The sequence below is a fragment of the Variovorax sp. J22R115 genome, from assembly GCF_030317005.1.
Taxonomy (GTDB): Bacteria; Pseudomonadota; Gammaproteobacteria; order Burkholderiales; family Burkholderiaceae_C; genus Variovorax.
Window position 1 is genome coordinate 245029 of the sequence record NZ_JASZYM010000008.1, and the last position, 22393, is coordinate 267421.

At 61.8% G+C, this 22393-nt stretch carries 18 protein-coding genes and 6 pseudogenes; 14 read left to right on the forward strand and 10 right to left on the reverse strand.

Annotated elements, in window-relative coordinates; genetic code table 11:
• Positions 1 to 52: 52 nt before the first annotated feature.
• Positions 53 to 949 (reverse strand): LysR family transcriptional regulator, encoded by an 897-nt coding sequence (locus QTI04_RS16255; RefSeq protein ID WP_286616541.1) that lies wholly within the window; start codon positions 947 to 949, stop codon positions 53 to 55.
• 123 nt (positions 950 to 1072) lie between these two features.
• Between QTI04_RS16255 and QTI04_RS16260 the strand changes: the two genes are divergently transcribed.
• The 9 genes and pseudogenes from QTI04_RS16260 to QTI04_RS16300 all read left to right on the forward strand — a co-directional run bounded on the left by QTI04_RS16260 (position 1073) and on the right by QTI04_RS16300 (position 11794).
• A complete protein-coding gene (locus tag QTI04_RS16260; protein ID WP_286616543.1) occupies positions 1073 to 2035 on the forward strand; it encodes a tripartite tricarboxylate transporter substrate binding protein in 963 nt (320 codons plus the stop codon).
• Between the two features lie 3 nt (positions 2036 to 2038).
• A complete protein-coding gene (locus QTI04_RS16265; protein WP_286616544.1) occupies positions 2039 to 3235 on the forward strand; it encodes an FAD-dependent monooxygenase in 1197 nt (398 codons plus the stop codon).
• Between the two features lie 34 nt (positions 3236 to 3269).
• On the forward strand, positions 3270 to 3647 hold the full coding sequence (locus tag QTI04_RS16270) for a hypothetical protein (protein ID WP_286616545.1): 378 nt from the start codon (positions 3270 to 3272) through the stop codon (positions 3645 to 3647).
• A 135-nt stretch (positions 3648 to 3782) separates the two neighbouring features.
• Positions 3783 to 4799, forward strand: coding sequence for an IS110 family transposase (locus QTI04_RS16275; protein WP_286616546.1), 1017 nt, complete (start codon positions 3783 to 3785; stop codon positions 4797 to 4799).
• Between the two features lie 659 nt (positions 4800 to 5458).
• Positions 5459 to 6595: pseudogene (locus tag QTI04_RS16280) on the forward strand (IS3 family transposase).
• 285 nt (positions 6596 to 6880) lie between these two features.
• A complete protein-coding gene (locus tag QTI04_RS16285) occupies positions 6881 to 7999 on the forward strand; it encodes an alpha/beta fold hydrolase (RefSeq protein ID WP_286616547.1) in 1119 nt (372 codons plus the stop codon).
• A 15-nt stretch (positions 8000 to 8014) separates the two neighbouring features.
• Positions 8015 to 9022: an ABC transporter substrate-binding protein gene (locus QTI04_RS16290; RefSeq protein WP_286616548.1), complete on the forward strand. Its 1008-nt coding sequence runs from the start codon at positions 8015 to 8017 to the stop codon at positions 9020 to 9022.
• A gap of 47 nt (positions 9023 to 9069) precedes the next feature.
• The gene (locus tag QTI04_RS16295; RefSeq protein WP_286616549.1) at positions 9070 to 9690 is read left to right on the forward strand and encodes an SCO family protein; all 621 of its coding nucleotides are present in this window, start codon (positions 9070 to 9072) and stop codon (positions 9688 to 9690) included.
• 43 nt (positions 9691 to 9733) lie between these two features.
• On the forward strand, positions 9734 to 11794 hold the full coding sequence (locus tag QTI04_RS16300; protein ID WP_286616550.1) for an ATP-binding protein: 2061 nt from the start codon (positions 9734 to 9736) through the stop codon (positions 11792 to 11794).
• Positions 11795 to 12526: 732 nt separating this feature from the next.
• Here QTI04_RS16300 and QTI04_RS16305 read toward each other — a convergent pair.
• The 4 genes and pseudogenes from QTI04_RS16305 to QTI04_RS16320 form a co-directional block, all read right to left on the reverse strand.
• Positions 12527 to 13391 (reverse strand): annotated as a pseudogene (locus tag QTI04_RS16305) (IS110 family transposase); the annotation flags it as partial.
• A gap of 1007 nt (positions 13392 to 14398) precedes the next feature.
• Positions 14399 to 14671: a hypothetical protein gene (locus tag QTI04_RS16310; RefSeq protein ID WP_286616551.1), complete on the reverse strand. Its 273-nt coding sequence runs from the start codon at positions 14669 to 14671 to the stop codon at positions 14399 to 14401.
• 496 nt (positions 14672 to 15167) lie between these two features.
• Positions 15168 to 15566: a helix-turn-helix transcriptional regulator gene (locus QTI04_RS16315; protein WP_336621893.1), complete on the reverse strand. Its 399-nt coding sequence runs from the start codon at positions 15564 to 15566 to the stop codon at positions 15168 to 15170.
• A pseudogene (locus QTI04_RS16320) lies at positions 15546 to 16196 on the reverse strand (cupin domain-containing protein); the annotation flags it as partial. The pseudogene QTI04_RS16320 and the gene QTI04_RS16315, both read right to left, overlap by 21 nt.
• A gap of 47 nt (positions 16197 to 16243) precedes the next feature.
• On the opposite strand from QTI04_RS16320, the gene QTI04_RS16325 reads away from it, so the two are divergent.
• Together QTI04_RS16325 and QTI04_RS34320 are read left to right on the forward strand one after the other, a co-directional pair.
• On the forward strand, positions 16244 to 17044 hold the full coding sequence (locus tag QTI04_RS16325) for a class I SAM-dependent methyltransferase (protein ID WP_286616552.1): 801 nt from the start codon (positions 16244 to 16246) through the stop codon (positions 17042 to 17044).
• A gap of 35 nt (positions 17045 to 17079) precedes the next feature.
• Positions 17080 to 17208, forward strand: a pseudogene (locus QTI04_RS34320) (helix-turn-helix domain-containing protein); the annotation flags it as partial.
• On the opposite strand, the gene QTI04_RS34325 reads toward QTI04_RS34320, so the two are convergent.
• On the reverse strand, positions 17205 to 17366 hold the full coding sequence (locus QTI04_RS34325; protein WP_369292802.1) for a hypothetical protein: 162 nt from the start codon (positions 17364 to 17366) through the stop codon (positions 17205 to 17207). The pseudogene QTI04_RS34320 and the gene QTI04_RS34325 overlap by 4 nt on opposite strands.
• A gap of 198 nt (positions 17367 to 17564) precedes the next feature.
• Between QTI04_RS34325 and QTI04_RS16335 the strand changes: the two genes are divergently transcribed.
• The 3 genes from QTI04_RS16335 (at position 17565) to QTI04_RS16345 (ending at position 19395) form a co-directional block, all read left to right on the forward strand.
• Positions 17565 to 18233: a hypothetical protein gene (locus QTI04_RS16335; RefSeq protein WP_286616555.1), complete on the forward strand. Its 669-nt coding sequence runs from the start codon at positions 17565 to 17567 to the stop codon at positions 18231 to 18233.
• Positions 18230 to 18877: an RES family NAD+ phosphorylase gene (locus QTI04_RS16340; protein ID WP_286616556.1), complete on the forward strand. Its 648-nt coding sequence runs from the start codon at positions 18230 to 18232 to the stop codon at positions 18875 to 18877. The genes QTI04_RS16335 and QTI04_RS16340 overlap by 4 nt, the downstream gene beginning before the upstream one ends.
• 374 nt (positions 18878 to 19251) lie before the next feature.
• Entirely contained in the window at positions 19252 to 19395 is a 144-nt protein-coding gene (locus QTI04_RS16345) for a BBE domain-containing protein (RefSeq protein ID WP_286616557.1), read from the forward strand.
• Positions 19396 to 19456: 61 nt separating this feature from the next.
• Here the strand turns inward: QTI04_RS16345 and QTI04_RS16350 are convergent, their stop codons facing one another.
• From QTI04_RS16350 to QTI04_RS16365, 4 genes and pseudogenes are all read right to left on the reverse strand, one after another.
• On the reverse strand, positions 19457 to 20083 hold the full coding sequence (locus QTI04_RS16350; RefSeq protein WP_286616558.1) for an NAD(P)-dependent oxidoreductase: 627 nt from the start codon (positions 20081 to 20083) through the stop codon (positions 19457 to 19459).
• A gap of 248 nt (positions 20084 to 20331) precedes the next feature.
• Positions 20332 to 20469, reverse strand: a pseudogene (locus QTI04_RS16355) (tetratricopeptide repeat protein); the annotation flags it as partial.
• Between the two features lie 15 nt (positions 20470 to 20484).
• Positions 20485 to 21084, reverse strand: coding sequence for a tetratricopeptide repeat protein (locus QTI04_RS16360; protein ID WP_286616559.1), 600 nt, complete (start codon positions 21082 to 21084; stop codon positions 20485 to 20487).
• A gap of 105 nt (positions 21085 to 21189) precedes the next feature.
• Positions 21190 to 22130: pseudogene (locus QTI04_RS16365) on the reverse strand (Ku protein).
• Positions 22131 to 22393: the final 263 nt, after the last annotated feature.

The window sequence follows — 22393 nt, forward strand, 5'->3', positions numbered from 1 at the left end:
GGATTCTTTCAAAGCAGCCATTGTGACGGACGGGGCGATCGCTCCGTTCCTATCAAGCCGCGTGGTTGTGCACGACGATCGATTGCACGAGAGACTTGCCAAAATCGATCAAGAGATCATTACTTGGTCTTCCGGCCCTGGTGATCTCGTAAAACGTGACCGAAACCGCCGGTGCCCTTAGCGGCTGAATCGCTACTTCGTAGCGTGCCGCGGCTGCCCTCACGAAGTCTGGAAGGATGGCTGAACCCGCCCCGGCTTCAACCATTGCCAAGAGAGTGTGGAGTTGGTTGAAGCTCGTCCCAAACACTGCAGACGCATCGCTTGCGCGCACCTGGCTTTCAACCAGTTGCTGAATCGGATTGTCCGGAGGGAGTCCGAGCAACGTCAGTCCTGAGAGGTCCTTCCACCGCTTTGTCCTCGAAGGTTTTTCTTCGCTAGAGATGAGGATGAGCGAGGAGTCCAGCAGGCGTCTGCGTCTGACAGTACTCGAATTTGTGAGAAAGGCGCCGAAACCTGCGTCAAGCTCGCCGGATTGCACTCGCTCGTAGATCGCAGCCCTGTCCAAGTCTTGGACTTCCACCTGCACCGTGGGATGCAGCTTTGCGAACAGCGCGAATGTCTCAGGGAGGATTGAAGATGCAATCACGGGCGTGGCGCCTACGGCCAATCGACGCTTTTGGGTCGAAGTGATGCGTCCCAATGACAGCACAGCTTCATCAAGTTCCTTCAATACGCGTATGGCGGTCGGCAAGAACTCTTCGCCCTGGGCCGTCGGCGACACATTTCTTGTCGTTCGCTCGAAAAGGCGGCAATTCAGTTGGGCCTCCAACTCCCGGAGCATTGCACTGAGCCCCGGCTGGCTTATGTGCAACTGTTCTGCCGCTCGCGTAAAGCTCCGCGTCCGGGCCGTAGCGACAAACGCTTGCAGTTGACGAACCGAGAAGTTCATGAAACCCACATCGATTAATAAAAGATGTCTATCAGTTCATTCTACTTCGCGCTTTTACTTATCGACGGTCCTGGCGTCAAATGGCGTTTCGCACCACCACGAACAGCATTTCAGGAGACATACATGCCCTCGATCACTCGGCGAGCCTTTGCATCGCTTCTTACGGCTCTGGCCTTTCCGGTATTTGCACAGTCGACCTACCCATCTCGGCCTATCACTATCGTCGTGCCTTTCCCGGCGGGGGGGCCCACCGATGCCAGCGCACGTACGTATGCGAAGGCACTTGCCGAGCGCCTTGGACAGCCCGTAGTGATCGACAACCGTGCGGGCGCCGCCGGTACGGTCGGCAGCGCCTTCGTGGCGCGCGCCTCGGCTGACGGCTATACGTTGCTTTGGGGCGGGACGAGCACGCTCGCCGTGGCGCCTGGTCTTTACAGGAACCTTAAGTACGACGCGCAGTCCTTTGTGCCAATCGGAATGGCGCTTCGTGGTCCTTTGCTGCTAGCCGCTTCGCCCGCATCTGGGCTCGGCACGCTGGCTGAAGTCCGTCAAAAAGCGAAGCAGCAGAATGTCACAGTCGGCACGGCTGGCACGGGCTCGATCGGCCACCTTGCGACCGAGCTCTATTCGGAAGTGGCGCAGGTCAAGCTAACCCATGTTCCGTACCGAGGCGGCAGTCCGGCCATCACGGACGCTATTGGCGGACAGGTCGACCTTGTCTTTGACACTGCGGCCGCGCTTTATCCTTTCGTAAAGTCCGGCAAGCTGCGAGCGATTGCCGTGACGGGCGTCAGACCGTACGCCCCGCTTCCAGACACTCCAACGATGCAAGCGACAGTTGGATCTGGATACGAGGCCTACTCTTGGTTTGGCTTGGTGGCTCCCAGGGACACGCCTGAAGCGGTCCTGCGGAAGCTAAGAACCACGATGTATCAGGTGATCCAGTCAGCGGAGATTCGTGCCCTGCTGAATGAGCAGGGCGTCGAGCCGGGCGTCGCCGACGCCGACGCATTTGGGAAGGTGATCGCCACCGACGCCTCCAAGTGGTCGAAGATCATTCAACGAGCCAATGTGACGGCGGAGTAGAAAATGAGCAAACCCATTCTCATTGCCGGCGCAGGAATCGGCGGCTTGACAGCGGCATTGGCGTTGCTGCGCCAAGGTTTCCAGGTGCAAGTCTTTGAACAGGCCAGCCAGTTGGGGGAAGTGGGCGCAGGCCTCCAGCTGAGCGCCAACGCGACTCGGGCCCTTCATTTGCTCGGCCTTGCGGATGATCTGGCTGCCGTCGCGTCGGAGCCCACAGGCAAGGAGATCAGGTTATGGAGTACGGGGCAGACCTGGAAACTGTTTGATCTGGGCGAATCCTCCGTCGCAGAATACGGATTTCCGTACTACACCATCTACCGTCCAGATCTGCACCGTATGCTTGTCAACGCGGTGCTTGCCTTGGCGCCCGACGCCATCCGGCTCGCATCCAAGTGCGAAAGCTTTGAGCAAGACGTGGCCAGCGGGACCGTCACCGTGCGGATGACCGATGGCACTGTCCACGAGGGCGGTGCGCTCATAGGCGCGGACGGTGTGCATTCGGCGATACGAAAGCAACTCTTCGGCGACGGTGCTGCAACATATTCTGGCTGCATGGCTTGGCGAGGGGTGATACCGATCGAGAAAATCGATCCGACTATCGTGCGGCAAGTTGGCACCAATTGGGTCGGACCAGGCCGTCACGTGATTCACTATCCGCTTCGCGGCGGCAAACTCATGAACTTCGTGGGGATTGTCGAGACCGATCGCTGGGTGTCGGAATCTTGGACCCAACGCGGCACCCACGCTGAGTGTCACGCCGACTTTGAAGGGTGGCATTCTGACGTTCATGCGCTCGTTCGCAACATCGAAGTGCCGTACCGGTGGGCGTTGATGGCGCGACCGCCTCTAAGTACGTGGACCAACAGTCTGGTCGCGCTACTTGGGGATGCCAGTCATCCTACGTTGCCGTTCCTCGCGCAGGGGGCCGGCATGGCGATTGAAGACGGCTTCATTCTGGGGCGGTCGCTGACGGAGGTGGGCGACGTCGCGGATGCGTTGAAGCGTTTCGAGGCTGCGAGGATTGGCCGTACGACCAAGATCGTCGAAAAGTCCACAGAAAATGGTCGGCGCTTTCACAACCCGGAGTTGGCGAGTGCGGCCGGAGCGGCCGAGTATGTAGACAGAGAGTGGAGTCCGGAACGCGTTAAGGAACGCTACAACTGGCTTTTTGAGTACCGGGTCGATGAAGTGACCGTCTAGGCGTGAAGCTGGCTAAACGCGGCGCGCATGGCAGGTGCCGCACCTCCGCGACCGACTCGCTCAGGAGGCGGCGCTTCTGCTGCTGCGTATGCATCTCGGCTTCCATGGCAGCGATCGCTTGACGAGACGACGCAAGCGCCTCGTCGAGCGCGACGCGGGCAAGATCGTCGGCAAGACGATCGAATGGAAGATGTTCGACGGAAGCGTTGTCAACGTCGCACTCACACCGACCGGTAGGGCCACGGTTTCAGGCGTGTACGACGTCGTGGCCAACCTCAATGCTTGCCCAAGCTGTCGTTCGATTCGCGCGCACGTTCTTCTGCATCACGTGCTTGAAAAGGTGCGCTCAAGGCTGGTTACTCGTAAGATTTCCATGCAATACATAGGATGTCCAACGCAATTTGCGCGGTAGGGCACCATAATCCGCGCTTATCGAATGAAAGGGACTTCCCCGTCCCGATTAAGCCGCTGCGTATTGCGGCTGCCGGCAACAAAGTGCCACGATGGGATTGCGAAGTTCCATCAACTCACTCGGAAGGGGAAGTCCATGGCCATTTTGTATGTCGGCATCGATCTCGCCAAGACTGTTTTCGCCGTGCACGGAGTAAATGAAGGCGGTAAGCCTGAGCTTGTGCGTCCCAACGTGGCGCGAGCCAAGTTGATCGAATTGATCGTGTCGCTGCCTCCCTGCGTGATCGGCATGGAAGCGTGCTCCGGCGCGCACCACTGGGCACGCCAGTTCATGGCCCACGGTCACACGGTGCGTCTCATGGCGGCGAAGTTCGTCAGTCCGTATCGCTTGTCTGGCAAGCGTGGCAAGAATGACGCCGCCGACGCGGCGGCGATTTGCGAAGCGGTGCAGCGACCCAACATGAGATTCGTGCCGATCAAGAGCCTTGAGCAGCAATCGCAACTGAGTGTGCATCGCGTGCGCCAGGGATTCATCGAGCAGCGCACAGCGACCATTAACCGGATCCGCGGCCTGCTCAGTGAGTTCGGTGTCGTGCTGCCGCTGAAGGCGTCGACTGTGCGTCGTCAAGCTGCGGCCTGCCTGGAGGATCTGCCCGGGTGGGGCAATACTGTCATCGGTGATCTGCTCAGCGAGTTGATGCGGCTGGACGAGCGGATTGCGCTCTACGATCGGCATATCGCGCAGATCGCTCGCGAAGATGTCCGGGCCAAGCAGCTCATGCACCTGAGCGGCGTTGGCCCCACCACCGCCACCGCACTGCTGGCGATGATCGGAAACGGCCATGAGTTCAAGTGTGGTCGTCAGTTTGCAGCTTGGCTCGGCCTGGTCCCCGGCCAGTACAGCTCGGGCGGGAAAGCACGACTTGGCCACATCACAAAGGCGGGCGATCCTTACATCCGATCGCTGCTGGTCTTGGGTGCGCGAGCAGTACTCAACTCAGCCGCGAACAAAACTGATGTGGTCAGTCGATGGGCCACGGCGTTGGCCGCGCGACGCGGCTACTGGCGAGCGATCGTGGCCATCGCAGCCAAGAATGCGCGCATGGCCTGGGCCGTGCTGTCTCGAGGAGAGCAATTCACCATGCCAGCTTGAGCTGTGGGCGGCCAACTCAAACCGCTCGAAACGAGATTGCATGAACTGACTGAACCGATTCCACCGCCGCTTGACGGCTCGCAGTGATGAAGCAAGGTTGGACCTGCGTGGGGTGTGCCTGAGATTGGGGTGGAGGTGGCGCTTGCCGTCCTCGATTATCGAATGAGGCCCCCGCGTGCGTCTTTCATCAGGGTCCGCAGCCGAGCAGGTGCTGCATCGATGACCGTTTGTAGTCCAGCCAGTCCGCACCTTGTCTTCTTAAACCAAGCTGCCGTTGCCCGGCCCAGATCGGCGCATCGCGGCGTTACGCCCAATTCGCAGTGGCGATCCTTCCCCAACGAGGATCGTCAACGTGGAGCATCGCCTGCATCTTGTCAAAGGCCCAAAATTTGGCCTCGCATTTCCAGGGAAGCCCTTGTAGACCCCAATCGGAGGTTGCTCGGGCCACTTTGGTGGACGATAAAGAGTGGTTACCGATCCCGATCTAGGCATCAGGGAAGTTGGTTTTTCGCGATCCGGCGGCCTGGGTGAAAGGTCGATTCCCGCTTTCGGCCTGTCGTGTCTGTGTCTCAGAGCTGGCCCCAGAAAACTGGACAGCTCGATATGGGTGGAAACTGCTCCTGAAGGCGAGGACCTCGCCTTTGTTGATCGGAGCGAACATGAGCAGAAGACCCCGCCGCACGCACTCAGCGGCATTCAAAGCCAAGGTGGCGCTGGCAGCGGTGCGCGGCGACGAGGCGCTGGCCGAATTGGCGCAGCAGCATGACGTGCACCCTAACCAGATCACCGATTGGAAGAACCAGCTGCTCAGTCGGGCAGCCGATGTCTTCGGCGGCGAGCAGGCAACGCCAGAATCTGCCATCGACCTGGAGGCGCTGCACGCCAAGATCGGTCAATTGGCGCTGGAGAATGATTCTTTGGAAGGCGCGCTCATCAAGGCCGGCATGCTGAGCGCAAAGCGATGATTGATCGAAGCCACGATCTGCCGATCCGGCGCCAGGCCGAGTTGGTGAACATCAGCCGCGGCTCGGCGTACTACGCGCCCAAACCCGTGTGCGATGCGGACCTCAAGTTGATGCGGCGCATCGACGAGCTGCACCTGGAGTTGCCGTTCGCCGGAGCGCGCATGCTGCGCGATCTCCTGCGAGGCGAAGGCGTCGCTGTGGGCCGCAAGCACATGACCACGCTGATGCGGCGCATGGGCATCACAGCGCTCTACAGGAAGCCCAACACCAGCAAGAAGACGCCCGGGCGCACGATCTATCCCTACCTGCTGCGCACGCCTGCGATCACCCGGGCCAACCAGGTCTGGGCAATGGACATCAGCTACATCCCGATGGCCCGAGGCTTCGTCTACCTTGGCGCGGTGATCGACTGGCACAGTCGCCGGGTGTTGGCCTGGCGGGTGTCGATCTCGATGGACACCGAGTTCTGCACCGAGGCCGTCGAAGAGGCCATCACCCGATACGGCACACCCGAGATCTTCAACACTGACCAGGGCAGCCAGTTCACCAGCAGCGCGTTCACTGGCCCTGCTGCACGATCACGGCATCCGAGTCTCGATGGATGGCAAGGGCTGCTGGCGCGACAACGTGTTCATCGAGCGGCTTTGGCGCTCGATCAAATACGAGGAGGTGTACCTTCATGCGTACGAGAGCGTGAGCAAGGCCCGAAGCGGAATCGGGCGCTACGTCGACTTCTACAACACCCGACGTCCGCATTCGAGCCTCGGCGCCCGAACGCCGGACGTGGTGTACTTCCAGACGCTGCCATGGCCTTCGGCCACGGCAGCCTAACCCCGCAGGATCCACTTAAAAGAAGTCGAAATCTATTCAAACCAACGGGGCCAGCTCTCACCGCCGGCGCGGAATTGGAACTGCATCGGTGCGTTTTGGTGCCGAACGGGCCAACAGAATAAATTCATCAGGGCGTCCATTTTGCCTGCCACGCGAACGACTCCGTACATGTTTGAAATAGCTTCAGGGAATCGAGTAGCCCTCGACATGCATAGCCCGTCGCAGTATCGTCCCAAAATTGGTCTATCGATGATCCCATCCTGAACCTCACAAAGGAGGGAAGCGATGAAGGCGCTGTCGAAGCTGTGGCCCGTGGTTTTTGGGCTTGCACTCTGCGTAGCGGGCCAAAGCTATGCCCACTGGGAAGACCAGCCCCCACACCAAATGGCGCGGCTCGGAGAGCTGAAGCTGGAAGGCGGCGGCGTGATCCCGAACCTGAAGATGACCTATGTCACGCACGGGAAGCTCAATGCAGCAAAGGACAATGCCATCCTGTTCCTGCACGGATTCGGCGCCAACCATCACGGAATGGATCATCACATCGGTCCGGGACGTGCCCTGGATACCAACAAATTCTTCATCATCTGCTCCGACGCGCTCGGGGCTACGCAGTTCACCTACGAACATTCGACGAGCCCGACCAACAGTGGATTGAAGATGGCGTTCCCACAGTATGGCGGGCGTGACATGGTGAACGCTCAGTACAAGCTGGTTACCGAAGGCTTGGGCATTTCACACCTGCTCGCGGTGACGGGAATCTCATCCGGCGCGATGTACAGCACTCAGTTTGCGGTGAGCTACCCCGACTTCATCGACGGAATCATCCCGCTCGTCGGCGGCAGCTTCAACACCAGCACGGGCTCCTTCCGTTGGCCCCTCATGGTCTCGATGATGGAGTCCTGTGTCGGCTGGAACGGCGGCAACTACGACGAGAACCCAGCGGCATGCGCTACGCAAGCGCTCTCTGTTCAAACTCTCTACTTCTACAGCCCAGCGTGGTGGGATCAGCACGTCGACACGCCAGAGGCATATCAGCGCTGGCGCGTGACCCTTGGGGCCTACTACCTGGACATTCAGGATGCCCGCGACCTCTACTATATGTACAAGTCGTTTTACAACTCCTGGCTCGGCGACACGCCTGGCTTCAACGGCAATATCGAGGCTGCGCTGGCCTCAATCAAGGCAAAGGCGCTCTACATCTATTCATCGTCGGATCAAATCTTCTCACCGAAAAGCATCGAAGCCGAAGTGGCGCTGATTCCGAAAGCGCGCGCTCTAGCGATCGACTCCATCGCCGGTCACACCATTTGGTGGGACGCGGACCCCCAGGCCACGGTGACAATGAGCCGCGCGATAAAGGCCTTCCTCTCCGAGCTGACTGCGAGCAAGACCGCCGGTCGCTGATACAAGGGCAAGATCATGTCGCCAGCACAAACCCGTCGAGAGTTCCTCGAACATGCGTCCGCTCTAAGCGCTGCTGGATTGCTGGGCTCCCCCCACGGCACAGCCTTCGCTGACGCCGACTCACCTCCGGAGACTCGCACCGTGCGCTTCTGCCATGCGCCATCGATCTGCCTTGCGCCGCAGTATCTCGCCGGAGAACTGTTGCGAGACGAAGGGTTCAGCAACGTCCAGTACCTTGCCCTCGGCACGCGCGCCGGTCCAGAGGCGCTGGCTAGCGGCAAGGTGGACATCACGATGTGGTACACGACCGGCTATCTGCCAGTGATGGACGCTGGCAAGGGGATCGTGCTGCTTGCCGGAGTGCATCTCGGCTGTTGGGAGCTGTTCGGGCACGGCGACATGCGTGGACTGAGCGATTTGAAGGGCAAGACCATCGTCTGCGAGAAGTTCCTGGGCGGCGACCAAATCCTGCTGTCCAGCATGCTTTCCTATGCGGGCTTCAGCCCAACTGATGTGAAATGGCTGGCCCGCCCCGCCGGAAGCGCGATGAATGCGTTCATTGACAAGCAGGCCGACGCATTCTTGGCGTTCCCTCCGGAGCCGCAGGAGTTGCGCGCCAGGAAGGCCGGCCAGGTTCTGCTGGACACCAACGTCGATCGGCCCTGGTCGCAGTACTACTGCTGCATGATTGGCGCAAACCGGGACTACGTTCAGCGCAACCCGGTGGCCACTAAACACGTGCTTCGCGCCATCCTGAAGGCCGTCGAGCTTTGCAAGGCCTCGCCGCAACAGGCGGCCGGATACCTCCGCGACCATGGATACGAAACGCGCTACGACATCGGGGTCCAATCCCTGAAGAAACTGAACTACGACTACCGCTCGGTAAACCCCGAAGACACGCTGCGCTTTCACGCGCTGCGCCTTCGTGACGTCGGCATCATCAAGTCAACGCCACAGAAGCTCATTGCGGATTGCACGGACTGGCGGTTTCTGAACGAGCTGAAGCGGGAACTGAAGGCTTGAAGCATCGACTGGCAAAGGTTTTAGCCGCGCAGCAAGGAATCGACCGCATGAAGAATCAATCGATGCCAAATCGTCGTCACCTACTGAATGCGGCTGTCGGAGTTTCGCTGTCGACGGCGCCGCTACTTGCAAACGCGCTGACCATGAAAGCTGCGCCAGATGGCATCGAGCGCCTCCCCGTTCTCGGGCCGGCACCTCACTTTGCCTTGGACTCCACGAAGGGCACACGCGTCACGCTCGCCGATTTGCGCGGAAAGGTCTTGCTGGTTACTTTTGTATTCACGACCTGCTCCACCAGTTGCCCCATCCTGGTGGCCAAGTTGGCGGAACTTGGGCGAGCCATGGGCGATGAGTTCGGCACTCGCTACGCGTTCGTGGCCATCACCGTGGACCCACTGACCGATACGCCTGCACGCCTGCGAACATACGCAGCTTCGTTGGGCGCCGATATACCAGGCTGGTATTTTCTAACCGGAACCCCAAAGGCCATCGACGCCACGGTGCGGGGCTTTGGTTCATATGCGAAGCCGGCAGACACCGGCGGTGTAGATCATTTGTTCCTGACCTCGCTGGTCGATCGCGCCGGCAGGATGCGGGTGCAATACATGGGTACGAAATTCGACTCCCGCGAAATGCAGAGAGACCTGCAGATGCTGGCCAGCGAGTGAATCGCCGAGAGCGAGCAAGCGCAGCCCAACAAGCAGAGGTACTGTGCAAAAAATTGCACCCCTGCTTCGATGGCTGCCATTGGCCGTGGCTCGTGCGCCAGCCACCGTGCACACAAAGCTGCTGGTCGCATTTCTCACGATCGTAGGACTGTTGATTGCCGTCGGGGCGGTCAGCTTGGCCGAACTCGGGCGACTGAACCAGCGCGCCGAGGACTTCGTCAAGTTGCAGCGCAAGATCGCCGCGTACCGGCAGATTGAGCAAAACACCACCGCGCAGCTGTACAGCGTGGCAACTGCAATGCTGGCGCCCGACCCAGACGTCCTCGATGCGACGCTGCGCCAACTTCACCAGTTCGGCTACGACCTCGATCGATTGAAGTTCGTTGCGCAAGATGAAGTCGAGGTGCTGCAGCGCGTACGCCACGGGTACGACGGATTCACCACCGCGGTGAGTGAAGTGATAGATCTGGTTCGGGCCGGCAAGGTGACGGAGGGTCGGACAGCGCAGATCGAACGGGTAGGTCCCCTTGCGGAGCGGCTTGAGCGCCTGACGAACGAACTCGTGAACAGGGCCGAAGCAGAGATGCTTGCGCGAATCGACGAAAGCCACGACGGTTACGCAGCCTCGCGAAGATGGGTAGTGGCGTTTGCCTTCGGAAGCATCATTCTGGCTTTGGGGCTCGGATACGCAATCTCGCTATCTCTGATCGGCCCGCTGAGGCAGATGGGAGAACGCTTCGACCAACTCGCCGCCGGAGATTTCACAAAACAGGTTCTCGTCCCTAACCGCGACGAGATGGGCGCACTGGCAAGCGATCTGAATCACATGAGCGACGAACTGGGCCGCCTGTACCAGCGGCTAGCAGCCACCGCGGAAGTACTGCAGGTCATCAGCGGGTCGGTCGCCGACGCACAGCCGGTCTTCGACCACATCGCAGCGTCTGGAAGCCGACTGCTTCACACCGACTCATTGACGATCAACCTGGTAGGGTCGGACGGCTTGCTTCACTTGGCGGCATACAGCGGCGATCCGGTGCGGGGAAAAGCGATCGCTGCGCGGTTTCCGATGCGGCTCGATTCAACGTCTACCGCCCTGGCGATAAACGAGCGTCGTGCCGTACATTTCGACAACATCATGACCGATGAGGGCGTCCCGGAGATAACGAGACAAGTCGTCGGGCAATCGGGGCCGCGCTCCTTTGTGGCCACCCCCATGTTCTGGGAAGACAGCGGTATCGGGGCGATTGTCGCCACGCGTGACCCGGCCGACCCATTCTCCGACAAGGAGATCGCATTCCTGAAGACCTTCGCCGACCAGGCGGTTATCGCGATTCAGAATTCTCGCCAGTTTCACGAGATTCAGGACAAGAGTTGGCAACTCGAAGCGGCCAACCGGCACAAATCTGAGTTTTTGGCCGCCATGTCGCACGAGCTGCGCACACCGCTCAATGCAATCATCGGCTTCTCGGAGGTGTTGGCGGAAAAAATGGTAGGCGATGTCAACGACAAGCAACTCGAGTACCTGCGAGACATCCACGGCTCTGGGCACCACCTGCTGAGCCTGATCAACGACATACTCGACCTGTCAAAGATCGAAGCCGGACGCATGGAGCTCGATCTCGTGTGCTTCAACCTCCGGGAGGTGCTCGACAGTGCGGCTATGCTGGTGCGTGAGCGTGCCGCTCGAAATGGCTTGACGCTGTCGCTCGATGCTGCAAAGGGCCCGGAAGAATGGGTGGCCGACCAGCGCAAGATCAAGCAGGTGGTGATCAACCTACTTTCGAACGCAGTCAAGTTCACGCCCGCGGGTGGCAGCGTGACCCTCCGCGCGCGACACCTGAAAGACGCCGACCGCAGCGCTGTCGAGATCGCCGTCATTGACGACGGTGTTGGCATCGAGCCCGACCAACAGGCTCTGGTGTTCGAAGAATTCCGCCAGGCATCGGGCGATCAACTGGTGAAATCCGAAGGCACTGGGCTAGGGCTGACCCTGGCGAAACGCTTCGTCGAAATGCACGGAGGAACCATGCGCCTGGAAAGCGCACCGGGGAAGGGATCGACCTTTGCCTTCACGCTGCCAGAGCGCATCATGGAGAGCACTTGATACCTTGATACACCAGTCGACCCTGCGCCTTGGGTCTGCCGCTCGATTTGAGGACCAGGCTATGTTTGACGCCCCTCAGTCCCGCACTTCCGGCGTCAGCCATTTGTGGACAACTTCGTCGATGCGCTCCCCGTCGATCACGAAGCTTGAAGGCGAGTCGAAGGGCCAGCCACAACGAAAAGGCACTCGCTTAGCGGACGCCCCGTTGTGGTGGTCGCCCCGGACGGCGGCGCACAACGTCGAGCGTTCCCGATTGGAAAGTCGAGCATCTCCTGCCGATCCCTGCCCTCGCAGACGTAGGCGACTGGGGTTGGCAGGAAGATATTGCCAAAGAAGCCAGCCTCATGAAGCGTATAGGCGCGCCTCTCTTCTTCAGTTTCCGACGCGTCGTCAATGCCAGGGTGTTCGCCTCGAACGTTTACGCACGGACTTTCCAGACTTGTTGGTGAGGGCATAGATGCACGCAGAAACCCATCGCTGTTCAGCAACTGTGAGCGGGCGCACCACCCAATCGGGCGCAAGACCGACGCCGCCCTCGAAGGTCAGTCGTTCGTCCCGCAATGCAAGTTCGGCCTGGGTCCCTTCGAAGCGCACAGCGAATCAAGTACTTCAGGAGAGGTCGGCCCTCAGGCCCAGCGAAATAGCTACTTTCGGGGATATTTAGGTGCACGCGGCCTGGGGGAGGCTTCGGCCTTGGCCCCTCCCCGACCCGCGACACCTCACCCGCGGCGGCGCGAGCAGCACGAGCGAGCGACCACCGCGGACCAGCAACGTTCGAAGGTAGGCATTCCCACGCTTGCTGATGCCAAGCAACTGAGTCTTACCGCCGCTCGAGTTTTGGTGCGGCACCCACCCAATCCACGCTGCGAACTGCCGCGCGTTCTTGAAATTTCTTGGGTCGCCGGCGCTGGCTACCAGTGCGCTGGCGGTGATTGTTCCAATACCCGGAATCGTCTCCAGCCGGCGACTCACCTCGCTGCTGCGATGCCACTGCTCGATCTCGCGCTCAAGTTCATGTACTTGACGGTCCAACTCCTTGAGATGCTGCAGCAGACGATCGATCAGCAGCCTGAAGCGTCCCGGCAATTCGTTGTCGCCATCTTCGATCAGCTCGGGCACACGCTCGTAGACGTGGCGAATTCCTTGCGGAATGACGAGTCCGAATTCAACCAGCAGCCCGCGGATCTGGTTGGCCTGGGCGCTGCGTGCGTAGACGAAGCTCTCGCGAGCGGTGTGCAGCGAAAGCACCGACTGTTGCTCGGGCGACTTCGCAGTGACAAAGCGCATGTTGGGTCGTGTGACGGCCTCACAGATGGCCTCGGCATCGAGCGAGTCATTCTTGTTGGTCTTCACATACGGCTTGACGAACTGCGGTGCCCATCATCTCCACGCCATGTCCCAGCGTTGTGAGCTTCGCCGCCCAGTAGTGCGCCCCGCCACAAGCCTCGATGCCGATCTGGCAGGGTTCCAGGCGCGCGAAGAACGGAGCAACCTGATCACGCTTGAGCTGCTTGCGAAGTACCACGATACCCCGCTCGTCGACTCCGTGAACTTGGAACACATTCTTCGCCAAATCCAAACCGATGGTCTCAATCATGAGTTGCCTCCGTCGTGCAAGCGGGCAAGATCGCCCGCTCACACTCTGGCAGCAGGCGGACGTCCATGAAAGGGGGCGTCCATTCCAGTAAGCCTGCGCTGTAGAGAGCTCAGTCCTCATCGCCTTCGGCGGCGCGTTGACCATCCCGGCGATGCTCGCCGCCATGGACAACGCTCGACGCTTCACCGAGATCGTGGACGACTGAGACCCTTCACTCGCGTGCTTCCGTGATCGTCCACGATCACCTTGAAACACCGTCCGCGATCACGCTGAAACCAGCGTCCACGATCGCTGAAATGCGCAGTCGACGATGAACTGGAGCACAACAGGCACGGGCACCGGGAGTTCAAGAGCGCCGCCGTAGCGTGCTGCGAACCAAGCGCCCCAGTAGCGCATCGCCGTATCGTACGAGGTGCGGGTGTTGGGGGACTGGGGACTGCCCTTAACGTAGCAGGGCGCGCACGGACGATTCAGTCAAGCTCGAAAGTTCCTCAGGCGCCAGCGTCGGGATGTCCAGCGGACGGACTTCCGCCAGATCCGCAGCTTCCAATGCTGACGTGGTGGCTGCTTCTCTTGATCGATCCATGTCCACCGCGGCGGCCGGCGCCCGCAATTGAGGACGCAGCCAAGGCGTGACTGGGCGCCGAGGAGCCCGGCAGCTGGGAAGGTTCGACGCGCCGACGAAAAGCCATGACAACGCTCCAGGATCAATCCGCGATGATGGCGCGCTTCGAGTCGCGCTTCAAGGCGCTCGGGCACAGGGGAGGGCGGCTGCGGCTCGGTGGAATAGGTGGGCGATAAAGCGCCCTTATCGGGCTCGATCAATCCAGGGAGCAGGGCGCTTTGCCAGGGATCCAGAGCGCCTTTCAAGTACGCAAGTACGCCACCGTGCGTGCGCGGGCGTGTTGTCAAGGGACATGGTCGATGAAATGGTGAAGGCAGCGCGTCCGTCGCTGAAACTGCGTGCCCCGACGACTTGCATTCCTCCTTTCCGAGGACCCGTCTGACTACAGATCGGCCGGCTTCGTCTCAATGCCCCATTCAGTGCGTGTGCCCGACACTCGGCGCAAGGCGGTCTCCACGCCGGCCGGCAAGTCGTCCGCCTGATGCAATCGAATTGCAGCGAGGCCAACGGAGTTTGCCGAATCGTGAGTCGGCATCGGGCCGCGGGCGTAGTCGACCACACGCGTGCGGCAGACGACAGTCCAGTAGAAGTGCCCGGGTATCGACTCCTCGACGAACAGCGCATAGTCCTTTTTTTTCGTCACTGTCACTTCCACGAAGTAGGGAACGCGCCATTGGGCACGGGATGCCCGCTCGATGCGAAGGGGCGACCGAAATCTCGACTGAACTGGGATACGCGACGCCAGCGAACCTCGCCCCCCGCGTTCGGAAGAGTGACCGGAGCGCGCCACCGCGGGACTTCCGAAAGAAGCCCGCAGCAGTCCGGTCACTCGGAAAGCACGTCGCCGTGTGAAGAGCGCACCTCGCTTGGGGAATTGATCAAGAGTCGGCCGCCTGTAGCCTGTGACTGGATCGGCATGTCGGGCGACAAGTCCATGAGCCACTGGTTTGGTCGGACATGGGTTTCTTGGGCTTGGACCCGTCCAACGGTCTCCAGCCGTTGCTCGGGCGAGTGCAGAACCAACGCATCGACCGATGCGCATCGGCCCCTTTCGTCAGAGCACATCATGGGTGTGCTGCCCGGACCGCACATCGGGTCAGTCTAGATTCATGCCGATCAAGCAGACGTCCGTAGCGATTGGATTTCGTGGATCAGTCCGCTTCGCGAAGTCGCCATGCGGCAGGGGCAATGCCGACGCACTTCTTGAATGCGCGGCTGAAGGCCGCCTCCGACTCGTACCCGACTGCTTCGGCCACCGCGGCGACCTTCCTCGCGCCAGGCTCGGCGAGCAGGAGGGTCGCGAGTTGCATGCGCCAGTGGGTCAGGTACTGCATTGGAGGTTGCCCAACGAAATGCGCAAAGCGTTCGACAAGCACCGAACGTGAGGTGCCGGCCTGGGCCGCGAGATCCTTCAACGTCCAGCGCTTGGCTGGTGCGCCGTGCAGTACCGACAGGGTGCGCGCGACCAGCGGATCGTGCAGACCGGCTAGCCAACCGGTCTGCGCATCGTCCATAGTTTCCAAGTGATGACGAATCACCTCGACGAACATCAGTTCGGCCAGGCGCAGCAGCACCCCGTCGCAGCCGGACGATGGCTCGCGCAACACGCACAGAGCGAAGTCAACCAGGTGACGCATGCGATCATTCGACTGGGTTGCGGGCCGCAAATGGATCATTGCGGGCAACGCGTCGAGCACCGGGTTGCAAGGCCTCAGGTCTCAACCGAGGAAGCCACAGATGAACTGTGTGCCGTCGGCTCCATTGCCACCTTCGCTGACGATCGAAGGCAGTTCGCCGGAAGCCATGCTCCGGAAGAACGCCACAGCCTCCTGGGGGTCATAGGCGGCCTCAGTGCCAGGCGGATCGGCCAGGTAGTAGGCGTCGCCATGCGGAACGACCAGCACGTCGCCCGTTTCGAAGCGCTCGGGAGGCGCATCGCGTAGTCCGGCCCAGCAACCACCATGCGTGACGATGTGGTACGAGATCAAGTGCTGAGAAGCCGGTAGCACGATCCGGCGAAACACTTCGGTCTGCGGCGCCCAGGACATCCATGGGGGATGCGCGTCGACCAGAAACAGCATCGAGCCGGTCAGCCGCACGCACCGCAGCACGTCGGACATGACGTCAGAGCCGGACGCCGCAGCATGCGATCCGGACTTTTGGTCATGGTCCTCGTTCATGGCTGGCTTGATGCTATGGGTGCTGCGTTTCACGGAAGGAGCATGCCATGAGTGCGCGAATCGAAGGGGCCGTGCGGTCTCCGGCCGACGTGTACGACGACCAGTTCGTCCCTGCGCTGTTCAGGCACTGGGGCCCTGTGGTATGTGACGCCGCGAATATCACGGCGGGCCAACGCGTGCTCGACGTCGCGTGTGGCACCGGCGCCCTGACCGTCGCGGTGGCCGAGCGCGTCTCGCCGGGTGGCGCGGCGCTCGGGCTCGATTCGAACCCCGAGATGCTGGCGGTGGCTCAGCGAAAGCATCCGGACATCGAATGGCACCGGGGCTGCGCCGAATCGCTGCCCTTCGCCGACGCGGAATTCGATGCCGTCGTGAGCCAGTTCGGCTTGATGTTCTTCGACGATCGTGTTGCCGCGTTGCGCGAGATGCAGCGCGTGCTTCGGCCGGGCGGCCGCCTTGTCGTGGCGGTTTGCAATGCGCTCGAGCGCTCGCCCGCCTATGCGTCGCTCGCCGTGCTGCTCGAGCGGCTATTCGGCAAGACCGTTGCCGATGCCTTCCGTGCACCATTCGTGCTCGGCGATGCGGCTGCACTTCGCGCACTGTGCGTAGCCGCGGATATCACGGACGCGACTATCGTTCAATGCAATGGCATCGTTCGCTTCGCATCGATCGACCTGCTGGTGTCGACCGAACGCGCCTGCGTGTGGACGCTTGGCGGGCAGCTGGACGCAACCCAGTTCGAGCTTCTGCGGGACGAAGCGCAAGACGCATTGCTGCCATTCGTCGATGCCGGCGGCATGGTTTCGTTCGCAATGCCGGCCTTGTTGATCACCGCGGCGAAAAGGTGAGTTCCTCTGAAGGAGCCCTTAGCCTTTGCAACGAGGTGCTGGCCCAGCACATCGACATCGCTTCGCTCGAGACCCAACTGATGCAGACCGCCATGCAGCGCGCGAGCGGCAATCTCTCGCAGGCCGCGCGCCTGCTGGGCATCACGAGGCCGCAGCTGGCCTATCGGCTGAGAAGGAAGGCGTCTCCGCCTGAGCCAAGGATCGAATGTGCCCGTGCTCGCGGTGGCATGGCAACGTCGACGATGTCGCAGCGTTTCCAGGCGAAGCTGCGCTGCGCGACGACTGCAGCCAAGTTGCCGCCGGCACTATCTCCTGACACCACCAACGGCGCGTCGTGCCGTCCGGTGAGGCGCGTCCGCTGCTCGCTAGCACTGCATCGCCAGCCATCAGTCTTAGACCGCGGCGGGATACGGGTGTTCGGGCGCGAGCCGATAGTCCATGACCCTCACGCGCGCCCCTTTGAACCTTTTGATCCACCAGGATATAATCTCATCAAATAGATCAACTGGAGTGGTAACCCATGGGCAAAGCCGCTTCCGCCACGCTGCAGGGAGATCTGCTCTCTGTGCAGCCCTACCGCGACGATCGGGACCACGGTCCCGGTCGCACCTTCTTGTTGGAGGTGAAGGACGCCGCCCTCTCCAGCGTACTGATGTCTTCGCTTTCGATGCTCGACCGACTGCTGGTCGAAAAGATGGCAGCCGCGCGCGAACGCCACATGGAGGAGGTAGTCGACTTCATGACGGAGCGCATGCTGGTGCCCAGCACCGTCGAGATGGATATGGCCCAGCGGCTCGCCACGCGGCACGCGCGCGTCCTTAACGAGTTTGGCTACCTCACGGCCGAGCAACTGGCCGATGCCAACCGATCACAAGCGGGCTACCGCGCGGCGCTGGCCGCCAACTGGCGCAAGCGCCGACAGATTTTTGCGGTGCCGCATCCCGAGAAGGCAGCGCGCGAGCGCGACGTTTATCCGGCCTTCCAATTTGAGGAGCACAAGCCGATCAAGGCGGTGCATGACGTGCTCGAAGCCTTCGGCGCACACAAGGCGCCATGGAAGGTGGCACTGTGGTTCACGTCGAACAATGGCTGGCTGCCTGGCAGCGCGAGGCCCGTCGATCTGCTGACCACAGACTCGCAGGCTGTCATCGCAGCCGCCAAGCGCGACGCCCAAGGAAGCGCGGCTTGAGTTGCCGCGCACCGATCCCTCCGCTGGATGCCCTGTTCGATCGCTGGCCCGCAGGCGAGGGGATCCACGTCATCCACGACACTGCGTTTGCGCCAGAAAGCTTCAATCCCGGTGCAGACGCGGCGGGGCTGCTGCACAAACCGACACGCTTCGCGCCGATCCGTGACGTCAAGGGCAGGGTAGTGCCCTATCTGTACGGCGGCGCAACGCTGGACTGTGCCATTTTCGAGACCGTATTTCATGACGTACCGGTCGATGCAGCAGACAAGTTCGTGGATCTGGACTTCTTTGCGCAGCGGGGCCATGGCGAGGTCGTGCCAAGTCGCGATCTGAGGCTCGTGGATCTGACAAGCGAAGGCCCGCACAGATTGAAGGTTCCGAAGGACGAGCTCATCACCAGCCCGGCCCGCGACTATCTCGCGACCGCCAAGTGGGCTGAGGCACTACACCATCAATTCCGAGACGCGGACGGAGTGGTGTGGATGTCGCGCCAGCGCGACCGCGATCGTTCGGTCATGCTGTTCGGCGACCGCGCCAAAGGAGTTCTGACCGGGACCCGCATGGGTGGACCGCTCGCCCGCAACGACGCCCTGCGGCAGACGATCCTGGCTGCGGCCTTGCGCGCCGGCATCGACGCAGCCTGACGACGGCGCGGCGCGGATTTTCGATTCGCCGGCACCCATCCAGCCAATGTCTGGCTCGTATCGGCGCCAGCACATGGGCAGGCCGGGATTTGCGGGCCTCGCTGGGGGCAAGGGCCGCTCAGACGCGCATTCCCTCGACAACCCCCGCTTATCGCAGCCAAATGCCGCCCACAGCGCGAACCTGCACGTGGAAGGCTTCGCGTTGAGTCGAGCGTCGATCGCAAGCCGGGCCGCTCCCTTCCCCGACTCCTCATGCCGTGACTCGAGTTTGCTCGCGGGCGCCGGTCTTTGTCCCGATCCGGACATTGAGGCCCAGGTCTTTCTGGGAAGCGATGCGACCGCATGCCATGGGGTCGGGCGGCTAAGTGAACTTCATGGTGGAAGCCGACGAGGACCGCGTGCGCGCCTCCTACGGCGAAGCCAAGTACCAGCGCCTCGCACGCATCAAGGCTGAATACGACCCAGGCAACGTCTTCAATCTCAACGTCAATATCAAACCGGCGCAGCAGTCCGCCTGACCTTCGGTTGAAAATCCCTTGGTCAGCCCGGGCGTTGGTGTGGACCGGAGCTTGTTTTACCTCAATACATGACGACTGGCCTTCGCCGAAGCCAGGAGTCGTCGACAAGCTGATCCAGCATGAAGGCCGCCACATCGGCGCGGGCGATCCGCCCCATTCCTCGGATGGAGCCGTCGTCGGCGGCGCGATAGGCCCCACGCGCCGGCCCATCCGTGAGCAGGCCGACGCGCACAACGGCCCATTCGAGATCCGCCGCGGACAGTACCTGTTCCATGGCTTCCTTGTCGGCGACTTCGCTGCGCAAGACGAGGCCGAAGAGAAGTGCTCGGGCCAGCCAGCCAACGTGAGGGCGAGTATCGCCCGCTCCGAACGTCGAGATGGCGACAACGCGGCCCACGCCAAGCTTTGCCATTGATTGCGCGATGACTTGCATCGCGCTCGAACACACCTGCTCGTGACGTCGCCACGGACGTCCTCCAAGCGCACAAAGCACGGCATCATGGGCGGCAACGGCGCGCTCCACTGCAATGGCGTCCCGGGTGTCGCCGGCCACGACCGTGAGTCGCGGTCGCGCTTCGATCGCACCAGGGTGCCGAGTGAATGCCGTCACGTCATGCCGAGCTGCCAGCGCCTGGGCCACGAGTTGCCGGCCGGTACCACCGGTGGGCCCGAAGACAATGATTCTCATGGCTGCACCGCCTTTTCGATTCGGACACGATCGGGGAAGTGTGCGGCCATTGATTGCGCCCCTGCGGTCTACCGTTCAAGTTAAGGCGGACAACCGCGACGCCGGCCTGCAGGGGCGTCCTGCAAATTGGATCGGCGTCACCAGAAGAATGCTCTCCTCAAAGCGGACGCCATTGAGCGAAGTATCCCTGGATCCGCGCCCTTCGCCGTGGGCGGCACACGAGCCAGTCGACGGGAAAGTGCAGGGCGCTAGCGGGAGAGCCGCCGATAGGCGCTGTAGTGCCGGATGGCGCGCTGCGGGTGGCCAAGTTCGTCGTGAAGCCTGCCGGCGTTGAAGTGCGCATCGGCGAGGTCGGGATCCAGTTGCAATGCGAGGTCATAGCTCTCGAGCGCCTCGCCGAATCAGTTCAAGTCCTCGAGCGCCACCGCGCGATTGAAGTAGAGAAGCGGCTCATCGGGCCGCTGCGCGATGCCCCTTGTGAACAGGCGCACGGCGTCGTCGCAGTGGCCGCCCTCGCAAAGGAGCGCCCCGAGATTGAGGTGGGCGTTCGTGAAGTCCGGGGCCACGGTGATCGCTTGTCCATAGGCGCGTTGGGCGGCGGCACCGTCGATGCCTTCGAGGGCCTCGGCGTGCGCAAACAGTTCGGCCGCGGAGACGGCGGGTTCCGGCGCTGCCGGGCGCGGGGAGGTGGCCAGATGTCGAGCGGCGGCGGGGGTCCGCGGCCCAGCCTCGGCGCCCACGTCGAAGTCCATCAACAGCTGGCCGGTGTCGGCCGCCCCTTGGGCGTCCCGCGTCCGGACCACGATGTCCTCGCGCACCGCAGTGATCCGAAGCCCCGACAAGGGCGAGTCGGCCGGCAGTTCGTCCTTGAGGCGGCGCAGCGACCACAGGATCTTGGCGGTCGGGATGCTGGCCGCCCGCAACGCATGAGCGGTGCGCAGCAGCACGACATCCTGGAACGAAAACAGGTAGGCCCGGCGTGCCCCTCTCCGGAACTTCACGAAGCCCATGTCGACCAGGCGAACGATCGCGCTTCGGGAGAGGCCAAGTATCTCCTGAACGCTTCGAAGCGTGTGCGACTGCAGAGTGACCTCCCGCCGGGGCCCCTACTTTCGTGCCCGAGTGCGAGCGGGCGCAGCCGCAGGCTCCTCGGCCTTCGGCGCTCGCCGCACGCCCTTGCGCTGGGTGCCCAGCGCGGACACGTTGTCGGCAGCGACGGGCTTGGCCGCGGCCGGCGCCTTCGCGGTCGTGGAGGCGGGCTTTCGCTTCAGGCTGGCCATGAGCGCCGCGGTCAGGTCGATCACCAGTCCACCTGGTTCCTCGCCGGCGTGGGGGCCTCCACCACTTCCTTGCCTGCGATCTTGGCGTCGATGGCGGCCAGGATGCGCTTCTTTTCTTCGTCCTCGAACATCGTCGGGTCATAGGTGTCCTGCGAGATCTGGTCGATCAGTGGGAGCGCCAGCTTCAGCTCCGCTGACGTGGGCTCGGTGAGTTCTATGTCGAGGTCCGCGAGCGACCGGACCTCGTTCGCATAGAGCAACTGTTGCAGCACGAGCCCGTCTTCGGCTGCACGAACCTGAACGACGTACTGCTTGCCTTTCCACGCCCACTTGGCCAGCGCGCACCGCCCGCTCTCGCGCATCGACGCCCGCAGCAGGCTATAGGGCTTGCCGCCGCGCTTATCGGGCGCGAGGAAGTAGGCCTTGTCGTAGTAGATCGGGTTGACCTCCTTCTCGGGAATGAACGCCACGATGTCGATCACGTGGCTCGAGCCTTCTTCGAGGGCTTTGAGCCCCTCAGGCTGGAAGAGGACGTACTGGTCCTTCTCGAACTCGTAGCCCTTGATCATCTCGCCGCGGGGCACCACGGTCTTCATGTCCTGCTCGGGCACATACTGCTGTTTCACGCGGCTGCCGTCCTTTGCGAGCAGGTTGAATCGGATGGCGTCCGACGACTCGGTGGCCGAGTACAGCTTCACCGGGATAGAGACCAGCCCGAAGCTCAGCGATAGCGATGCGATGGAACGTGCAGCCCTGTTTTCCCCCATGTCGTTGCGGCGCGATCCGGCCGCTCAACGAACTTGCCATATTCGGTCGGGTAACGGAAGAGGCGTGCAGCTCTTATTGGGGGTGCGCTATCCCGTGCCGCCCGACCCAAGGCCCGGCCCGTTGTGGCCCTGCTCGAATGGTACGCATCGCCATATGGACGCGCCAATGAGAAGTAGCGTGTCGTAGTCCGCGTTTTCGAGCGTTGGGCGCAGCCTGTCTAGCAACTCAGCCAGGCACGAAATCGCGTCCCTGAATGGGAGCG